This window comes from Streptomyces sp. NPDC001157, from assembly GCF_053598255.1.
Window position 1 is genome coordinate 19,046 of the sequence record NZ_JBSFJW010000014.1, and the last position, 17,531, is coordinate 36,576.

General features: G+C 70.7%; 13 protein-coding genes and 1 tRNA gene. 9 read left to right on the forward strand and 5 right to left on the reverse strand.

The genetic code is table 11. The features are described from left to right. Positions 1 to 87: 87 nt before the first annotated feature. A complete protein-coding gene (locus ACWDAG_RS24155) occupies positions 88 to 1,074 on the forward strand; it encodes an aldo/keto reductase (RefSeq protein WP_450697632.1) in 987 nt (328 codons plus the stop codon). After that, positions 1,071 to 3,386: a helix-hairpin-helix domain-containing protein gene (locus tag ACWDAG_RS24160; RefSeq protein ID WP_450697633.1), complete on the forward strand. Its 2,316-nt coding sequence runs from the start codon at positions 1,071 to 1,073 to the stop codon at positions 3,384 to 3,386. The genes ACWDAG_RS24155 and ACWDAG_RS24160 overlap by 4 nt, the downstream gene beginning before the upstream one ends. 199 nt (positions 3,387 to 3,585) lie before the next feature. On the opposite strand, the gene ACWDAG_RS24165 is transcribed toward ACWDAG_RS24160, so the two are convergent. After that, complete coding sequence (locus ACWDAG_RS24165; RefSeq protein ID WP_450697634.1) at positions 3,586 to 4,293, reverse strand: hypothetical protein; 708 nt, start codon at positions 4,291 to 4,293, stop codon at positions 3,586 to 3,588. A gap of 47 nt (positions 4,294 to 4,340) precedes the next feature. Here ACWDAG_RS24165 and ACWDAG_RS24170 point away from each other — a divergent pair, with 47 nt between their 5' ends. Beyond that, entirely contained in the window at positions 4,341 to 4,529 is a 189-nt protein-coding gene (locus ACWDAG_RS24170; RefSeq protein ID WP_005485166.1) for a DUF5703 family protein, read from the forward strand. A gap of 114 nt (positions 4,530 to 4,643) precedes the next feature. Here ACWDAG_RS24170 and ACWDAG_RS24175 read toward each other — a convergent pair whose 3' ends face one another. From ACWDAG_RS24175 to ACWDAG_RS24185, 3 genes are all read right to left on the reverse strand, one after another. Then, entirely contained in the window at positions 4,644 to 5,636 is a 993-nt protein-coding gene (locus tag ACWDAG_RS24175; protein ID WP_450697635.1) for a chaplin, read from the reverse strand. Positions 5,637 to 5,777: 141 nt separating this feature from the next. Continuing rightward, entirely contained in the window at positions 5,778 to 6,011 is a 234-nt protein-coding gene (gene chpH, locus ACWDAG_RS24180; RefSeq protein ID WP_030947654.1) for a chaplin ChpH, read from the reverse strand. 138 nt (positions 6,012 to 6,149) lie between these two features. After that, positions 6,150 to 7,475 carry a M20/M25/M40 family metallo-hydrolase gene (locus ACWDAG_RS24185; RefSeq protein WP_450697636.1) on the reverse strand — a complete coding sequence of 442 codons (1,326 nt, stop codon included), beginning with the start codon at positions 7,473 to 7,475 and terminating at the stop codon, positions 6,150 to 6,152. Positions 7,476 to 7,661: 186 nt separating this feature from the next. Between ACWDAG_RS24185 and ACWDAG_RS24190 the strand changes: the two genes are divergently transcribed. The 4 genes from ACWDAG_RS24190 to ACWDAG_RS24205 all read left to right on the forward strand — a co-directional run bounded on the left by ACWDAG_RS24190 (position 7,662) and on the right by ACWDAG_RS24205 (position 13,582). Then, positions 7,662 to 7,749, forward strand: a tRNA-Leu gene (locus ACWDAG_RS24190). A 264-nt stretch (positions 7,750 to 8,013) separates the two neighbouring features. After that, on the forward strand, positions 8,014 to 10,149 hold the full coding sequence (gene glgX / locus ACWDAG_RS24195; protein WP_450697637.1) for a glycogen debranching protein GlgX: 2,136 nt from the start codon (positions 8,014 to 8,016) through the stop codon (positions 10,147 to 10,149). A 4-nt stretch (positions 10,150 to 10,153) separates the two neighbouring features. Further along, positions 10,154 to 12,301: an AGE family epimerase/isomerase gene (locus tag ACWDAG_RS24200; RefSeq protein ID WP_450697638.1), complete on the forward strand. Its 2,148-nt coding sequence runs from the start codon at positions 10,154 to 10,156 to the stop codon at positions 12,299 to 12,301. Between the two features lie 66 nt (positions 12,302 to 12,367). Further along, on the forward strand, positions 12,368 to 13,582 hold the full coding sequence (locus ACWDAG_RS24205; RefSeq protein WP_450697784.1) for an IS701 family transposase: 1,215 nt from the start codon (positions 12,368 to 12,370) through the stop codon (positions 13,580 to 13,582). Here the strand turns inward: ACWDAG_RS24205 and ACWDAG_RS24210 are convergent. Then, the gene (locus ACWDAG_RS24210; RefSeq protein ID WP_450697639.1) at positions 13,525 to 15,237 is read right to left on the reverse strand and encodes an ABC transporter family substrate-binding protein; all 1,713 of its coding nucleotides are present in this window, start codon (positions 15,235 to 15,237) and stop codon (positions 13,525 to 13,527) included. The genes ACWDAG_RS24205 and ACWDAG_RS24210 overlap by 58 nt on opposite strands. Positions 15,238 to 15,386: 149 nt before the next feature. Between ACWDAG_RS24210 and ACWDAG_RS24215 the strand changes: the two genes are divergently transcribed. Together ACWDAG_RS24215 and ACWDAG_RS24220 are read left to right on the forward strand one after the other, a co-directional pair. Then, positions 15,387 to 16,370, forward strand: a complete 984-nt coding sequence (locus ACWDAG_RS24215; protein ID WP_450697640.1) for an ABC transporter permease — start codon at positions 15,387 to 15,389, stop codon at positions 16,368 to 16,370. Next, positions 16,367 to 17,257 (forward strand): ABC transporter permease, encoded by an 891-nt coding sequence (locus ACWDAG_RS24220; RefSeq protein WP_450697641.1) that lies wholly within the window; start codon positions 16,367 to 16,369, stop codon positions 17,255 to 17,257. The genes ACWDAG_RS24215 and ACWDAG_RS24220 overlap by 4 nt, the downstream gene beginning before the upstream one ends. Positions 17,258 to 17,531: the final 274 nt, after the last annotated feature.

Consider the following 17,531-nt stretch of genomic DNA (forward strand, 5'->3'; position numbering starts at 1 on the left):
CGTCCCTGTTCGCCAGACCCTAGCGTGCGGAAACTGGTTGTCCACAGGCCCCCACGCCGAACGGTCGGGCCAGTAATCTCGGCGTTCATGGAGCAGAGGTATCTCGGCCGGACCGGCCTTCGCGTGTCCCGCATCGGACTCGGCACGCTCACCTGGGGCAGGGACACCGACGAGCACGACGCCGCGGACCTCTTGAAGACGTTCTGGGAGGCGGGCGGAAGCCTCGTCGACACGGCGGACGTGTACGGCGACGGGGAGGCCGAGTACCTGCTCGGACGCCTCATAGAAGGCCTGGTTCCGCGCCGGGACCTGGTGATCTCGACCAAGGCGGGCAGCGTGCCCGACCCGGACCGCCGGGTGGACGGCTCGCGCGGGCACCTGCTCTCCGCACTGGACGCCTCGTTGACCCGGCTCGGCACGGACTACGTCGACGTCTGGCACATCCACGCCTTCGACCCGTACACCCCGCTCGAAGAAACCCTCCAGGCCCTCGACCTGGCGGTCAGCAGCGGCCGTGCCCGCTATGCGGGCATCTCCAACTTCTGCGGCTGGCAGCTCGCCAAGGCGGCCACCTGGCAGCTGGCGGCTCCCGGGCTGCGGACCCGGCTGGCGAGCACGCAGATGGAGTACTCGCTGCTGCAGCGCGGCGTGGAGCGCGAGGTGCTGCCGGCCGCGCTGGACCTGGGCATCGGCCTGCTGCCGTCCTCGCCGCTGGGCCGCGGGGTCCTGACGGGCAAGTACCGGGGCGAGGCCATGCCGCCCGACTCACGCGGCGCCTCGGAGCACCTGGCGCCGTTCGTCGCGCCGTACCTCGACGACACCGCGAGCCGCATCGTGGACGCCGTGCAGACCGCGGCGGACGGCCTCGCGGTGACGCCCCTCCAGGTCGCCCTCGCGTGGATCCGCGACCGGCCGGGCGTGGCCGCGCCCATCGTCGGCGCACGCAACTCTTCCCAGCTCACGGCGGCATTGTCAGTGGAGGCCCTTAGTCTTCCTGACGAGATCTGCCGGGCGCTCGACGACGTGTCGGCGCCCGTGCACCGCTATCCCGATCACGACTGGAGCACGCTGTGAGCACGGAGCCCGAGCCCACCGAGGACGCAGAGAACGCCGAGCCGGGGACGCCGGGAGCGGCGGGACAGAGCGGCGAACCGGACGTCCCGGCCCCGTCGCCCGGAGCGGAGGACGGAACCGGGAACAAGAGCGCCGAGGGCGAGTCCGCCGCTCAACTGTCCGAAGCCGAGGCCGAGCTGGCCGCTCAGCGGCTGGAGCGGGAGCGGATCGAGCGGCGCAAGGCCGAGAAGGCGGGGCCGATCGAGAGCGGCACGAAGCTCAGCGGGAAGGCCGCGGATCTGCTGGCCGCGGTCCGTGCCGTGGAGAGCGGCGAGAAGCCCGTGGCCGCCGTGTTCAGCGACTCCGCTCCGCGCCGCCCCGCCCCCGAGCCGGTACGACGCCCGCAGCCGGCCCCCACGGCCGCGCCCGCTGCTCCCGCGCCGGAGGCCGTCGACGGGGTACGGCGGGTGCTGAGCGACGGCGGCGCGCCGGACGCGCTCGCACCGCAGGTCGCCGCGACCCTCGGCGAGGGCGCCGACGACCTTCTCCGGGAGGACCCCTGGCTGCTGTTGCGCGTCGGCGGTGTGCGGCCCGAGCAGGCCGACGGCTTCGCGCGGGCGCTGCTCGGCGCGGAGTGCGGTCCGGACGACGAGCGGCGAGGCCGGGCGCTGACGGGCTGGCTGCTGGAGCAGGCGGCGCTCGCCGGGCATACGGCGCTGGAGATGCCTGCGCTCACCGCGGCGCTGGCCCAGCGGGGCGTGCCCGACGCCGACGCGGCCGTGCACAGCGCCGTCGCGGAGGGCGAGGTCCTGGTCTTCCAGGACGCCCTCGACCCGACCGCTCCGGCGCCGCAGACAACCGAGGAGGGCGAGGAGGCCGAGGAACGTCCGGTACGGATCCTGGTCGGCCTGGAGCGGTACGCGCTCGCGGAGGAGAGCCTGGCCGACGGACTGACCCGCCTGATCAACTCGGTGCCGAAGGAGGACGGTTCGGCCGAGGCCTGGGAGCGAGCCGCCGCCTCCGCGCAGGACTCCACGGCCGAGCTCATCCGCGCGGTCGCTGGCCACGGCCTGGTGCTGCACACCGGCGGCGAGGCCTCCCTGACCGAACCGGCGGCACTGCTGCGGGCTGCCGCCACCCTCGGCCTGCGCGCCTGGGCCGCCACACACAGCCCTGTCGGCCGCGACCGGTTCGCAGCGTTGCGGGAAGGGCCGGGGCGCCCAGGCGGGGCCGCGCCAGGCGACAGCACGGTGAGCGGCGCCATGTCCGACCACGGCACGGCACGCGCCCTGCGCGACAGCCATACGCCGGGAGGCCCCGGGGCCGACGGCCGGGCGGCGGACGGCGCTGCGGCCGCCGGCACCGAGCCGGACACCGCCTCCGTCGCCACTGTCGCCGGGCTCCTCTCCGGTGATGAAGGGCCCGGGCGGGACACGGACGGGGCGCTCGATCTGGATCTTCTCGTCGTGCTCGACGCGCCCCAACTCGACGTCGAGACGGGGGCCCTGCTCGTCGAGTCGTTGCCCGACGGTGCCCGGCTGGTGCTGGCCGGGGATCCGGGAGTGCTGTGGTCGGCGGGGCCCGGGCGGGTGTTCGCCGATCTGCTGGCGGCGCGGGTCTGCCCCCGGATCGCCTCGCGACGGCCGGACCTCGGCCCCCTGGGCGAGCTGGTCTCCGGCATCGGCATCGGGGAGCTGGGCCAGGTCGAGGCCCCCGGCAAGGAGATCGTGATCGTTCCGGTCCGTGACGCGGGCGAGGCGGTCCACCGGACGGTGCAGCTCGTCGCCGACTCGGTGCCCCGGGCGATCGGCGTGCCGCCCGAGCAGACCGTGGTGATCACTCCGGGCCACGGCGGCGCGGCCGGCACCCGCGCGCTCAACGCGGCACTGAAGGAGCGCCTCAACCCCGGCCCCGGCCGCTTCGGCGGCTTCGACCCCGGCGACCGGATCGCCTACTCCCCCGGACCGGGCCGTACGACACCCGGCGAGGTCGTGACGGCCGACGCCGCCGGGTTGCACCTGTCGTGCGCGGGCACCCCCGTCGTCGTACCGAAGGAGCGGGTGGAGCAGTCCGTGCGGCACGGGTGGGCGCTGACCGCGCACCAGGCGGTGGGCAGCCGGTGGCCCGCGGTGGTCGTGGTGCTGCCCGGGGACGCGGCGCAGTCCCTCAGCCGACCGTGGGTCTACACGGCGTTCGGCAGGGCGGACCGCCACCTGTCGGTGGTCCACGGCGTGGACCAGGCCCTCCCCCGAGCAGTGGCCGAGGTCCCGGCCAAGCCCCGCACAACCCGTCTGCCGCTTCTGCTCACCACACAGGTCCCGGCCACGGACTGACCACGGGTCACGGCACCCGCCAAGGGGCGCGGGGCTGTGTCGATTTGCGGCTCCGCCGCGTGGGCGCGACCAGCCACAGTCGACCCACGGACAGGCACCAACCGCACAGACCACGCACCCAAGCGGCGGCGGCGTTCACGGAGATCATCCGTGAACGCCGCCGCCGAAAAACGGTCCAGCCCCGCGCCAGCGGCCCGCGCTAGCGATCCGCGTCCAACGGCTCCAAGTCCTCTTCGCCGTCCAGATCCGTGTCCAGGTCGTCCTCGAGGTCGTCGTCCACGCCGACCAGGCCCCCGTCGTCGATCTCGTCGTCGAAGACGGAGCTGACGTCGAAACGGCAGACCACCCGCTGCGGGTCGATCTGCTCGAACGGCGCCTGAAGCCAGTCGCCCGGCTCGGCGGGTTCGTCCGTGGCCGTCACCCAGAGCGTGGAGTCGCCCTCCTCCAGGCCGAACTCCTTGTGCCGCGAGGCGATCTCGTCCGGTTCGAACTCACCGAACAGAACGCCCAGCGCCCCGTGCACGGTCGCGGAGGCCTCCGCCCCCCGCTCGTCGTCGTCCGCCGCCTCCACCCGCTGCGCCTGCGCCAGCAGCCGATGCGGCTCCGCGACGGCGTAGTCGCGGCGGATCAGCACACTCAGCGCATTCGGCTCCTCGGGGCCCCTGTACGGCGGCAGCGTGTCCTCCGCACCGGGGATCTCGAAGGGCGTGACCTCGTCGTAGCGGTCGTAGAGCAGCTCGTCGTAGGTCTCGGCGGCCGCGGCCAGCTCGTTGAACGCCTCGTAGACGGCCTGGTCATCCTCCCCGGACCTGCGTTCGACCGCGGCCAGGTGGCGGTCGAGCGCGGTCTTGACCGCCTCGGCGGCGGCTCGTACCTCGGCAGCGGTGGGCTGCGCAGCATCAGACATAGTGCAGACGCTATCCGTACCGGGCCCCAGCCCGCACAATAGATGCGATGCCGGAATACGAATTTGTCGACGTGTACGTACCGCGCGGAGTTTCCCGCAAGGACGCCACACGCCTGCTGACGGACCATGCCGAGTACGGACACTGGGAGTTGGACCGCCTGAGCCTGCTGCGCGACGGCAGCCGCAGGGTGCGGTTGCGCCGGCGGATCATCCGCCAGGTGCGGGCCACGTGGTGAGCTGAGGCGACGACGGAGACGACGGAAACGGAGCGGGCCCCGCCAGCACGGGGCCCGCTCCGTTCTGTGCACCGTAGGGGAAGTTTGCGGTGCTTGGCGTGGAGATGCGCCGGTTCAGACCGAGGCGCGCGCCTTGCGGTACATCACCGCGCCCGCCAGCAGCGCTCCGGCGCCCACCGGGAGCACGACGCCGATCGGCAGGTCACTGCCGGTGTGCGCGAGCTGTGCGCTGCCCTGCGGCTGGGTCACCGTCTGGGTGCCCGGGTGGTTGGTGTGCGAGGAGCCGCCCGGCGTGCTCGGGTGGCCGGGGTGACCGGGCTGGTTCGGGTTGCCCGGGTGCCCAGGGGTGCCCGGGTGGCCGGGGTTACCCGGGTGGCCGGGGTTGCCCGGGTGTCCGGGGTGCCCCGGGTTGCCGGGCGGGGGCGTCTGGTGGCCGCCTCCCGGAGGCGTCGTGTGCCCGCCGCCCGAACCGCCGTTGGTGCACTCGTTCTCCTCGGCGGAGTTGCCGATGCCGACGAGGTCGACGGTGTTGCCGCAGACGTTCACCGGTGCGTCTACGGGCGCCTGGACGGTGTTGCCCGAGCCGATGCCGGGCGAGTCGCTGGCGTGGCCGCCGGCGTGGGCTCCGCCGCCGGAACCGCCGTGCCCGCCGGCCGAGCTGCCGCCGCCCTCGTTGCTGCACTCGTTGCCGCTCGCCGGGTTGAGCAGTCCGACGACGTCGATGGTGTTGCCGCAGACGTTCACCGGCGCGTCGACGGGCGCCTGGACGGTGTTACCCGAGCCGATGCCGGGCGAGTGACTGGCGTGGCCGCCGGCGTGGGCTCCGCCGCCGGAACCGCCGTGCCCGCCGGCCGAGCTGCCGCCGCCCTCGTTGCTGCACTCGTTGCCGCTCGCCGGGTTGAGCAGTCCGACGACGTTGACCGTGTTGCCGCAGACGTTCACCGGCACATGTACCGGCGCCTGCACCGTGTTGCCGGACAGTACGCCGGGCGAGTCCGAGGTGGAGCCGTTCGCGCCCGAGTCGGCGTGGGCGTAACCGCCCGCCGCGGCGAGCACACCGGTCGCCGCCATCACGGTCATCAGGCCCTTGCGGGTGACCTGTCGCATTGCTGAATTCTCCCTGCCTTCATTCCTGACCTGAAATCTCGCGACATCTCGCGTGGAAATTCGCGAAAAGGCCGGTCGGCTCCGGAGCGCATGGCGCGCGCTCCGGAGCCGACGGGCGTGACGACCCTCAGCGGGTCGACGTCACTTGTTGATGCAGGTGTTGCCGAAGGCGGGGTTCAGCAGCCCGATCACGGAGATCGTGTTGCCGCAGACGTTCACGGGGACATGAACGGGCACCTGAACGACGTTGCCGGAAGCGATACCCGGGGAGTGCACCGCGGCACCCTGAGCACCGGCGTCGGCGACGGCCAGGCCCGCACCCGCGAGAACCAGACCACCAGTGGCAGCCGCAGCGGCTACGACCTTCTTGAGCATTATTCCTCCTTGTTGGCAAAAGCGATCTCGTGTTGCTGATCGCATTACCTGTAACGAGGAGGAAGTAATGGAGCTACGAGCTGATGGTCGCATTCACCCTTCTCGGGCCCGCTCCGTACGCGCGGCCGATTACGAAGGTCACGAGGCGTCGATGAAGCGGTCCAGCACGCGCACGCCGAACTTCAGGCCGTCGACCGGCACCCGCTCGTCGACCCCGTGGAACATGCCGGCGAAGTCCAGCTCCGGGGGCAGCTTGAGCGGCGCGAAGCCGAAGCCGCGGATGCCCAGTTCGTCGAAGGACTTGGCGTCCGTGCCGCCGGAGAGCATGTACGGGATCGCCTTGGCGGCCGGGTCCTCGGCCACCAGCGCGGACTGCATGGCGTCCACCAGCGCCCCGTCGAAGGTGGTCTCGACGGCCTTGTCGGCGTGCACGTCCTCGCGCTTCACCTTGGGCCCGAGGATCTTGTCCAGGTCGGCGAGGAACTCCTCCTCGTAGCCGGGCAGGAAGCGCCCGTCGACGTGCGCCGTGGCCTCGCCCGGGATGACGTTGACCTTGTAACCGGCGCCCAGTTGCGTGGGGTTGGCGGTGTTGCTCAGGGTCGCGCCGATGAGCTTGGCGATGCCGCCGAGCCTGGCCAGGGTCCCCTCCATGTCCTCCGGGTCCAGCTCGGTGCCGAGCGCGTCGCCGAGTTCGTCGAGGAAGGCCCGGGTGGTCTTGGTCACCCGTACCGGGAACTTGTGCCGCCCGAGCCGCGCGACGGCCTCGGACAGCTCGGTGATGGCGTTGTCGCGATGGATCATCGACCCGTGTCCGGCGGTGCCGGCCACGGTCAGCTTCATCCAGTGCATGCCCTTCTCGGCCGTCTGGATCAGATAGAGCCGCCGCTGCTCGTTGACCGTGAAGGAGAAGCCGCCGACCTCGCTGATCGCCTCGGTGACCCCTTCGAAGAGGCCGGGGTGCTTGTCGACGAGGTGCCGGGCGCCGTACGTACCGCCCGCCTCCTCGTCGGCGAGGAAGGCGAGGACGATGTCGCGCGGGGGCCGGCGCCCGCTGCGCAGCCGGTCGCGCACGACCGCCAGGGTCATCGCGTCCATGTCCTTCATGTCGACGGCCCCGCGCCCCCACACACAGCCGTCGGTGACCTCGCCGGAGAAGGGGTGGTGGGTCCAGTCGTCGGCGTTGGCCGGTACGACGTCGAGATGGCCGTGGATGAGGAGGGCCGGCCGTGACGGGTCCTCGCCCTCGATCCGGGCGACCGTGGAGGCCCGGCCCGGGTGCGACTCGAAGATCTTCGAGTCGAGACCCACCTCGGCGAGCTTCTCGGCGACGTACTCGGCGGCGGCCCGCTCACCCGGTCCCGAGTGGTCGCCGTAGTTGCTGGTGTCGATCCGGATCAGCTCGCGGCAGAGGTCCACGACCTCGTCCTCGCCGGTGACGCCCCTGGTCGTGTCCGTGTCGCTCACGTGCTTCCTCCCGCTGTCACTGCTGGTGGTAACCCTCATCCTCCCTCTGCGCCCGACTGCTCCCCAAGACCGGACCCCCTCCGTCACACGCCGTTCACGCCGGACGGGGGGTGACCGGGGACGTCTCGAAAGCCTGGTAATGTTTCCTTCGTCGCCGCGGGGGAAACCCCGCACGACAGACACCTTGTCCGGGTGGCGGAATGGCAGACGCGCTAGCTTGAGGTGCTAGTGCCCTTTATCGGGCGTGGGGGTTCAAGTCCCCCCTCGGACACCAGCCGAAGCCCCCGGCCGCTCAGCGGCCGGGGGCTTCGTCGTACGTTCACGGCCGGTCTGGCCACAACCCGCCGTCCGCCGCCGTTCCCCCGCGGATTCCGCAAGATTCCCCGAGGTCGGGCGAAGCCCCAGCTCCCCGCGTGCGCTCCGGCGCGCGCCGGGCTCCGAGACGCCCTCCGGATTTACATTTCACTTGACTCGACCTTACAGGGCTTGTTGACTGGTTCGGAGCCAGTGACTCCCAGGTGACAAGAGGTGAAGCTCTGTGACGACCCAGGGAAGCCTGACGATGGAGCGTCGGCCGGAGGCCGTCCCGAGAGTCACACCGGGGCGCCCGCAGCCACTGGGCGCCACCGTCGACGCCGACGGCGTGAACTTCTCGCTCTTCTCCGAGCACGCCACGCGCGTCGACCTGCTGCTCTTCGACCGCTGTGACGCACCCCTGCCGTCCCGTGTCGTGCGCCTGCACCCCGAGCGGCACCGCAGTTTCCACTTCTGGCACTGCCATGTGGCCGGCGTCGGTCCGGGTCAGGTGTACGCGTACCGGATCGACGGCCCCCGCAACACCCACCACTCGGGGGCCCGCTTCAACCACCGCAAGGTGCTCCTCGACCCGTATGCGCGCGCCAACATCAACAGCTGCTGGGACCGCACGCACGCCATCGGCGGCGGGGACAACGTGGAGCACTGCATGCGCAGCCTGGTCGTCGACCTCGACGACTACGACTGGGAGGGCGACCGTCCGTTACGGACGCCGATGACGGACACGGTCATCTACGAGATGCACGTCCGCGGCCTGACCGCCTCGCCCACCTCGCGCGCCGCCCACCCCGGCACCTTCTCCGCGGTCGTGGACAAGATCCCGGAGCTGAAGCGGCTCGGCATCACCGCCGTGGAACTGCTGCCCGTCTTCGACTTCGACGAGACGCAGATCCTGCGCACCGGCCCGGACGGCACACTGCTGCGCAACTACTGGGGCTACGACCCGTACGGCTTCTTCGCCCCGCACACCGGCTACTGCGCCGAGCCCCATCTCGCGGGACACATCACCGAGTTCCGGGACATGGTCAAGGCGCTGCACCGGGCGGGCATCGAGGTCATCCTCGACGTGGTCTTCAACCACACCAGCGAGGGCAACGAGTACGGGCCGACGATCAGCTTCCGGGGCCTGGCCAACGAGGCGTACTACCACCTGTGGCCGCAGGACCGCAGCCGCTACATGGACTTCACGGGCTGCGGGAACGCGGTCAACGCCAACCATCCGATGGTCACCAAGTTCATCCTGGAGTGCCTGGAGTACTGGGTGACCGAGCACCATGTCGACGGCTTCCGCTTCGACCTGGCCTCGGAGATGTCCCGTGGGCCCATGGGGTACGAGATGGCCGTACCGCCGGCCCTCTGGGCGATCGAGCTGTCGCAGGTGCTCGCCGAGACGAAGATCATCGCGGAGCCGTGGGACGGTGGCGGGCTGTACCAGGTCGGCCGGTTCCCGGGGAAGCGCTGGGCGCAGTGGAACGGGCCGTTCCGGGACGACGTACGGCGTTTCGTGCGCGGGGACGCCGGTCTGGTCGGGGAGATCGCCTCCCGGCTCGGCGGTTCGGCCGACCTGTTCTTCCCGCAGCAGGTGCTGCCCACCAACAGCATCAACTTCGTGACCTGCCACGACGGGTTCACCCTCAACGACCTGGTCTCGTACCAGCACAAGCACAACCACGCCAACGGCGAGTCGAACGCCGACGGCGCGCACGAGAACTTCAGCTGGAACTGCGGGGTGGAGGGCCCGACGGACTCCGAGGAGGTGGAGCGGCTCAGGGTGCGGCAGATCAAGAACTTCCTGTCGATCCTGATGCTCAGCCGGGGCGTGCCGATGCTGCTCGCCGGGGACGAGTTCCGCAACAGCCAGCAGGGCAACAACAACGCCTACTGCCAGGACAACGAGACCTCCTGGCTGGACTGGGGGCAGGCGGAGAAGGAAACGGAGATACGTTCCTTCACCGAACGGGTCATCGGGCTGCGCAAGCGTTTCAGGACCTTCCGTGAGGCCCGTTTCTTCACCGAGCGCCGCAATGAGCGGGGCCAGGCCGACGTCACCTGGCACGGCACCAAGCTGCTGTGTCCCGGCTGGGACCACGCGGACGCCCGGGTGCTGGCGGCCACGCTCGGCGGCTTCGACGGCGACCCCGACCTGCATCTGATCCTGAACATGTACCACCTGGGCCTGGACTTCGAGCTGCCGCCCGTCGAGGGCCACCGCTGGTTCCGGGTTCTGGACACGGCCTGCTCAGGGCCGCACGACCTGCTGCCCGCCGGCGCGGAGGAACCGGTCGACGGGGCCGTCTTCCACGCCCACGGCCGCAGTGTCGTCCTGCTAGTGGCGCTACCCGACGAGAAGGGCACATGACGAGATGAGTGCCACCACCGACCGCCGTATCTTCTCCGACACCCTCGCGGGATATGTGACCTACCACAGCCCCACCCAGCACCGTTTCGGGCTGCGCACCTCCGACGGCCGCGAGTTCACCGTGCACCTGGCCCGCAACGTCGTCTCCCGCATCGTCCGCAACCTGGGCGACCCGTACCAGGACACCACCTCACGCACCCGGGACATGCTGGGCACCGGGCGCTTCCTGTTCGCGTACGGGATCTTCTACGAGTGGGAGGGCGGCGCGCGCTTCGAGGCGAAGGAGATCACCTTCCCCGAGGAGAGCCGCGGCCACTACGTCTTCGAGCACCCCGACTGGTGGGTGCGGCAGGCCGCCGCGATCGCCGACTTCTATCTGCGCGGCCAGTTCCCCGACGGCAAGTTCGACTGGCGCAACTACCGCACGCACCTGACCCTCGACGGGGCGCACCTGCCCGAGCACGCGGGTGCGAACGTGCGGCAGGAGACCGACACCATCTCCCGGCTGGTCTACGGCCTTTCGACGGCGTATCTGCTGACCGGCGAGGACCGGTTCCTGGACGCGGCCGAGAGCGGGACCGAGTACTTACGCCAGTACATGCGCGTCGACGACAAGCAGGACGGGATCGTCTACTGGTACCACGGCATGGACATCACGCCGACCGGGCGCCGCAAGGTGTACGCCTCGGAGTTCGGGGACGACTTCGACGCCATCCCGATGTACGAGCAGATCTACGCGCTGGCCGGGCCGACCCAGACGTACCGGGTGACCGGCGACCCGCGGATCCTTCAGGACATCGACCGGACGGTCGCCCTGTTCCAGCGGTACTTCCGTGATGAGGAGCGCGGGGGCTTCTTCTCGCACATCGACCCGATCAACCTCTCCCCCTGCGACGACGCGCTGGGCCGCAACCGCTCCCGCAAGAACTGGAACTCGGTGGGCGACCACGCCCCCGCCTATCTGATCAACGCCTATCTGGCCACCGGTCGTGAGGACTTCGCGGAGCTTCTGGAGGAGACCGCGGACACCATCGTCGCGCGCTTCCCGGACGAGCCGGACAGCCCGTTCGTACAGGAGCGCTTCCACGAGGACTGGAGTCCGGACCGCACCTGGGGCTGGCAGCAGGACCGGGCGGTGGTCGGGCACAACCTGAAGATCGCCTGGAACCTCACCCGGATCCGCGCCCTGCACGACAAGCAGGAGTACGCCGAGACCGCCCGGCGGATCGGCGAGATCATGCCGCCGGTCGGCAGCGACCAGCAGCGCGGCGGCTGGTACGACGTGGTGGAGCGGCGGGCGGACGCGGACAGCGGCATCCACCGGATGGTGTGGCACGACCGCAAGGCCTGGTGGCAGCAGGAGCAGGCGATCCTCGCCTATCTGATCCTGGCGGGGACGGCGGACGACCCCGAGTCGCTTCGCCTCGCGCGGGAGGCCGCCTCCTTCTACAACGCCTTCTTCCTCGACCACCAGGACGGCGGGGTCTACTTCAATGTGCTCGCCGACGGGATCCCGTACCTGGTGGGCACCGAACGGCTCAAGGGCTCGCACGCCATGGCCGGTTACCACTCGCTGGAGCTGTGCTATCTGGCGGCCGCCTACACCGGACTGCTGATCAGCCACGAGCCGCTCACTCTGTACTTCCGGCCGCGCCCCGACGACCTGCCGGAGCGCGAACTGCGGGTGGCGCCCGACCTGTTGCCGCCCGGCTCTGTGGAGCTGACCCGGGTGTGGGTCGACGGGCGCGAGCACCATCACTTCGACGCCAAGCACCTGACCGTGAAGCTCCCCGAGAGCGACGGACCGGTGCGGGTGCGGGTGGAGCTGGAGCCCGTGCAGATGCGCCTCAGGATGCGCAGCGAGTTCGACGGCGGTACCGCGCACGTCCGCTGCGGCGGCGCGGTCGACGGCGGCGAACTGGACAAGTTCCGCCGGGTCCTCGGCGAGGTCATGGCCGCGGGCCCCCGGCGCGTGGAGTTCCATCTGTCCGAGGTCAGCGAGATGTGCCGGCCCGCGGTCAACGAACTGCTCGTGCAGCGCACCAAGGCAGGGCTCGACGTCGACTTCGTCGTCGTCGGCTCCGTCCTGCCCGAGGTCCGCGAAGCCCTGATGGCCACCGACGCCTTCCTGCTAGAGGGCGAGGAGGACTGAACCGTGACCACCACCCTGCCCCCCGGAATCCTTGCCGCGGAGCCTGACTTCGGCCCGCCCTACGAGGTGCCCGTAGAGCCGGTGGACCTGTCCGCCTACTGCCAGGACCTCTTCGGCACCCTGAGCCGCTCCGACCAGCGGCGCTGGGGCGAGGTCTATGTCCGTGGACTGCTGGATGTGCCCGGCCGCAAGACCCCGGCCCGCATCTCCGAACAGGTCCTCGGCCGCCGGGCCGTCCAGCAGATCCAGCAGTTCGTCAACCAGAGCCCGTGGCCGTGCGGTCCGGTGCGCCGGCGGCTCGCCGGGCAGCTGAGCCGGGCCCTGAAGTCGGAGGCCTGGTGCGTCGACGAGGTCGTCTTCGCCAAGAACGGCGACCGCTCCGTGGGCGTGGCCCGGCAGTACGCGCCCTCGCTGGAGCGCACCGTCAACTGCCAGCTGGCGCTGGCCACTTCGCTGGTGGGCCGGCACGGCGGGGTCCCGGTCAGCTGGCGGCTGATGCTGCCGGCCCGCTGGGACCGCGACGAACGGCTGCGCACCCAGGCGCATCTGCCGCCGGAGGAGCGGTCCAGGCCGCGCTGGCGGTACATCCTGGAGGCCGTCGACGAGATGCTGGAGGAGTGGTATCTGGAGCCACTGCCGGTGCTGGTGGACTGGCGTGGCGAGGCCGATGTGGCGCCCCTGCTGCGTGGTCTTGAGGCGCGTGGCCTGGCGTATCTGGTCGAGGCCTCGCCCAGCACCGCGGTCACCCTGCCCAGGCCGTGTGCCGGATCCCCGTACGGCAGTGGGACGTTGACGGAGCTGGCCGTGCACGCCGTCCAGCACCGCAAGCGGATGCCGATCGCCTGGCAGGACCGGACGACGGCCCGGATGCGGCAGTCCCAGGTCCTGTCCGCGCCGGCCCTGTTGCTGACCGAGGCGCCCCACGGCGGGGGTGCGGGCGCCCGGTCCGCGGGGGCGCAGCCGCCGCAGCGGCCGAGGCATCTGGTCACCGACTGGCCGTACGGGCGGCCCACCCCGCGTACGTACTGGCTGACCAATCTGCCCGGGCGCAGGCTGTCGGACGTGCTGCCGCTGGCGCAGCTGCGGGCGCTGTCGGGCGAGAGTCTCGGCCGGCTGCAGCAGGACTTCGGGCTCGCCGACTTCGAGGGGCGGTCCTTCCGCGGCTGGCACCATCACGTCACGCTCGCCTCGGTGGCGATGGGCTACGACACGCTGAGCCGGCCCTACCGCTGCCAGCCGACCGCGGTGAAGTCGATGTCGCCGAGGCCGGGTACGCCGTAGTTGGCGAGGCCTTGCCTGACCGCGAGCACCTGCGGGCGCTGGTAGAGCAGGACGTCGTGGCCCAGCTGCCAGATCAGGCGGTCGGCCTGGTTGTAGAGCTGGTCGCGGCGTCCTGCGTCCAGGGTGTGCACGGCGCGACCGAGCAGGGAGTCGATCTCGGGGCTGGAAATCCTGCCGTAGTTCTCGTAGAACTGGCCGCCGCTCGGCCGCCGGTAGACCGGGTACAGGGTGCTGGGATAGGTCAATCCGGTGAATCGGAAGATCGCCAGGTCGAAATTCCCGCGGTTGAGGTACTTGGACAGGTAGTCACCGGCCGGGACTTTCTGGATCTCCACCGAAATTCCCGCGCGCCGGAGCATCTGCTGGATCAGCTGAGAGAGGTCGAGACCAAGTCGGTTGGTGGACTGGCTGAGTACGAAACGCAGGCGCAACTCCTGTCCGTTCTTGGCACGGGTGCCGCCACCGCCCGTACGGTGCCATCCGCGCTGATCCAGAATTCGCTCGGCGGCCTTCGGATCGTATGTGCCCGGCGAAGCGGAATTGTCGGCGTATCCCGGCTGGTTGGTCATGAAGAAGTGGTTTCCGAGCAACGGCACCCCGACCGGCAGGCCGCTTCCCGCCACCTCGGCGAGGGCATGGCGGTCGATGGCCCGCAGCACGGCCCGGCGCACCTGGACGTCCGCGAGGGGGCCCGCGGCGCCGTTCAGGGCGACCTGGACGTCGTCCCAGGCGGAGCCGGTGCGGATGTCGGTGTCGGCGGCGTTCTTGAGCCGGTCGTAGAGGTCGGCGGAGGCGGCGTTGACGGCGTCGATCTCCCCGTTGAGGAAGGCCTGGACGGCGGTCGTGGGGTCGAGGGTGCGGAAGACCACCCGGTCGAGGCGGGGGCGGGTTCCCCACCAGGCGGGGTCGGGCACGAGGGTCAGGGTCTGGGCGGTGTCGTCCAGCGAACCGATCCTGAAGGCGCCCGAGGTGACCGGCGCCTTCCCCTGCCAACCGGCGTTGAAGTCGGCCGGGTCGCCGAAGTCCGCAGCCGGATACAGCGGCGTGAACAGCCGCTGCCAGTCGGCGAACGGCCGCTCGAAGGTGACCTTCACCTCGTGCGCGTCCGCCCCCTGACGTACCGAGGCGATGTCCTCGTAGCCACTCGGATCGGCGATCCGGTACCGCGTGTCACCTCTGCCCAGGGCACGCCACTGGGCCGCGAAGTCCCGCCAGCCGAGCGGCCTTCCGTCGGTCCACTTCGCTTCGGGGTTGAGGCGGTAGGTGACTGTCTGCGGGGCGGTGGAGGTGACGGAGGCGGAGCGCAGGTAGTCGGGCACGCGTTGGGGTGCGCCTCCTGCGTCGCGGGTGAACAGGCGTGGCTCCAGCATGCTCATGACCGTGAAGACGTCGTCCAGAGTGCCGTCCGCCTGGAAGTAGTTGAACTGTGTCAGCCACTGGTAGATCGGCAGTGTCAGGGTGCCGCCCTGCCGGAGTTCGCTGCGCGGGTGGGGGTTGACGTCGGTGCGGCCGTAGGCCGGAACCGCCGCGCTGGAGCTGCTGTTGCCGGGGGCGGCGCGGCCCTGGGCACCGGTGCAGCCACCCAGCAGAGCGCAGAGAGCGATCCAGACCAGCGCGGGCCACAACCGTCTGCCGCGTATACGGAACCCCGTCATTGCGATGCCCTCTCCCCCGTGCGAGTTCGCCTCAGCGAGCAGTCTGCCGTAAGAAAGCGCAAACACGTCTTCAAGGGGCGACGGCGAGCTTAACATTGGCCCATGTCAAGCACTTGAAGCCGACGGGTTGCCGAGGAGTCCGACACCCGATGCTCGCATTGTTGGCAAAACGTCTGACGAACAGGCTCGTATTGCTTCTCGCTTCAACGTTTCTCTGCTATTTGATTTCCTCCGCGGCACTCGATCCGAGGTCCTACTTCGAGGACCGTACGCCCCGGCCGCCGGTCGCCGTGGTCGATGCGCGGCTCGCCGAAATCGGGCTCGACAGCGGGACTCCGGTCACCGAGCGGTTCGGCCACTGGGCCTGGCGGGCTCTGCACGGGGATCTCGGCCGCACACTCGACGGCACGCCGGTGGACGCCGAGTTCGGCCGGCGGGTGGGGGTCACCGCGCGGTTGCTGATCGTCGGGACGGCCGTGGGGACGGTGCTGGGGGTGCTGGCCGGGGTGTGGGCGGCGGTGCGGCGGGGGCGGCTGCCCGACCGGGCGCTGACTCTGTTCTCCTTCGCGGTGCTGTCGGTGCCGCCGTTCGTGCTGGGGTTGCTGCTGCAGGCGGGTGCGCTCACGGTCAATGACGCGGCGGGCCGCACGGTGATCCGGTACACGGGCGAGCGGACGCCCGGCCTGGAGGGCGGCCCGGCGGCCCAACTCCGGGACGTTGCGGTGCACTTGGCCCTGCCGACGGTCTCGGTCGCGTTGGGCGCGATCGCCGTGTACAGCCGCTATCAGCGGGGGGCCACGCTGGACGTCCTCGCCTCGGACCATCTGCGCACCGCCCAGGCCAAGGGGCTCACCCCGGGGCGCGCGCTGCTCCGGCACGGCCTGCGGACCTCGCTGATCCCGCTGACTGCGTTCTTCTCCTTCGGGTTTCTGACGCTGTTCACGGGCGCCGTGTTCACGGAGAGGATCTACGGCTGGCACGGCATGGGCAGTTGGTTCATCGAGTCCGTGCAGCGTGGCGATGTGAACGCGGCCATGGCGGTCGAGGTGTTCAGCGCCGCGCTCGTCCTGCTGGCCGGACTGGTAGCCGATCTGCTGCACAGCGCGCTCGATCCGCGGGTGCGGTACGCGTGAGATCCGCTCGGGGGGCGGAGGTACGGCGGCGGCTGGTCCGCTCACCTGGCGCGGTGGCGGGCGGTGCTCTGCTGCTCGGTCTGTTCCTGTTCGCCTTTGCCGGGCCGCATCTGTCGGGGTGGGGTTACGCCGACATCGACTACTCGGCGCTGCACCGGCCGCCGGACGCCCGGCACTGGCTCGGGACCAACCGGATCGGTCAGGACGTCTACGCGCAGTGCGCCCGGGGGCTGCAGAAGTCGCTGCTCATCGGGGCGCTGGCAGCGGGCTTCTCGACGGGGCTCGCGGCGGTCGTGGGGGTGTGCGCGGGGTACTTCGGGGGCTGGGCTGACCGGGCGCTGATGGTTCTCGTGGACCTGATGCTGGTGGTGCCGGCGCTGCTGGTCCTCGTGGTGGTGGCGCCGCGGCTGCGGGCTCTGGGCTGGCTCGCGTACGTCGGACTGATCGCCGCGTTCGGCTGGATGATCACGGCGCGGGCGGTGCGGGCCATGACCCGATCGCTGAAGGAGCGTCAGTTCGTGGTGGTGGCCCGGCACATGGGGGTCGGCCCGGTCACGGTCATCCGGCGGCACATCCTCCCCCACATGGCGTCCTTCCTCGTCACGGACGCGACGGTGGCGGTGGCCGGGGCCGTCATCAGCGAGACCGGACTGTCGTACTTCGGCTTCGGGGTGCAGCCGCCCGACGTGTCCCTCGGCACACTGATCGCCGATGCCGCGGATGTGCCGACGACGTATCCGTGGATGTTCTACTTCCCGGCGGGGCTGCTGGTGCTGCTGGTCCTGTCCTTCCATGTCATCGGCGATGCGTTGCGGGCTGCGCTGGATCCGGAGGCGGAGGCGGTGGTGACGGCCGGCAGGGATGCGGGGGCTGGGCGTGACGGGTGACGGGCGGGAAAGCCCGGGGCGGGTCATGGCAGGGGGTGCGCCGCACGAGTAGGGCGAACCGCCGGAGCCCGTCATGACAAGCCACCCCCTGGCGAGGAAGCCCGCAGCACGCAACACGGTCCAACCGGCACACGGACTTCGGCATGGGCGATCGGAGAAGCGAGGCGGGACGTGACAAGTGACAGGCAGGAAAAGCCCAAGGCGAGTCAAGGCAGGGGAGCACCGCACGAGAAGGGCGAACCGCCCGGAGCCCGCCCACAACAAACCACCCCCC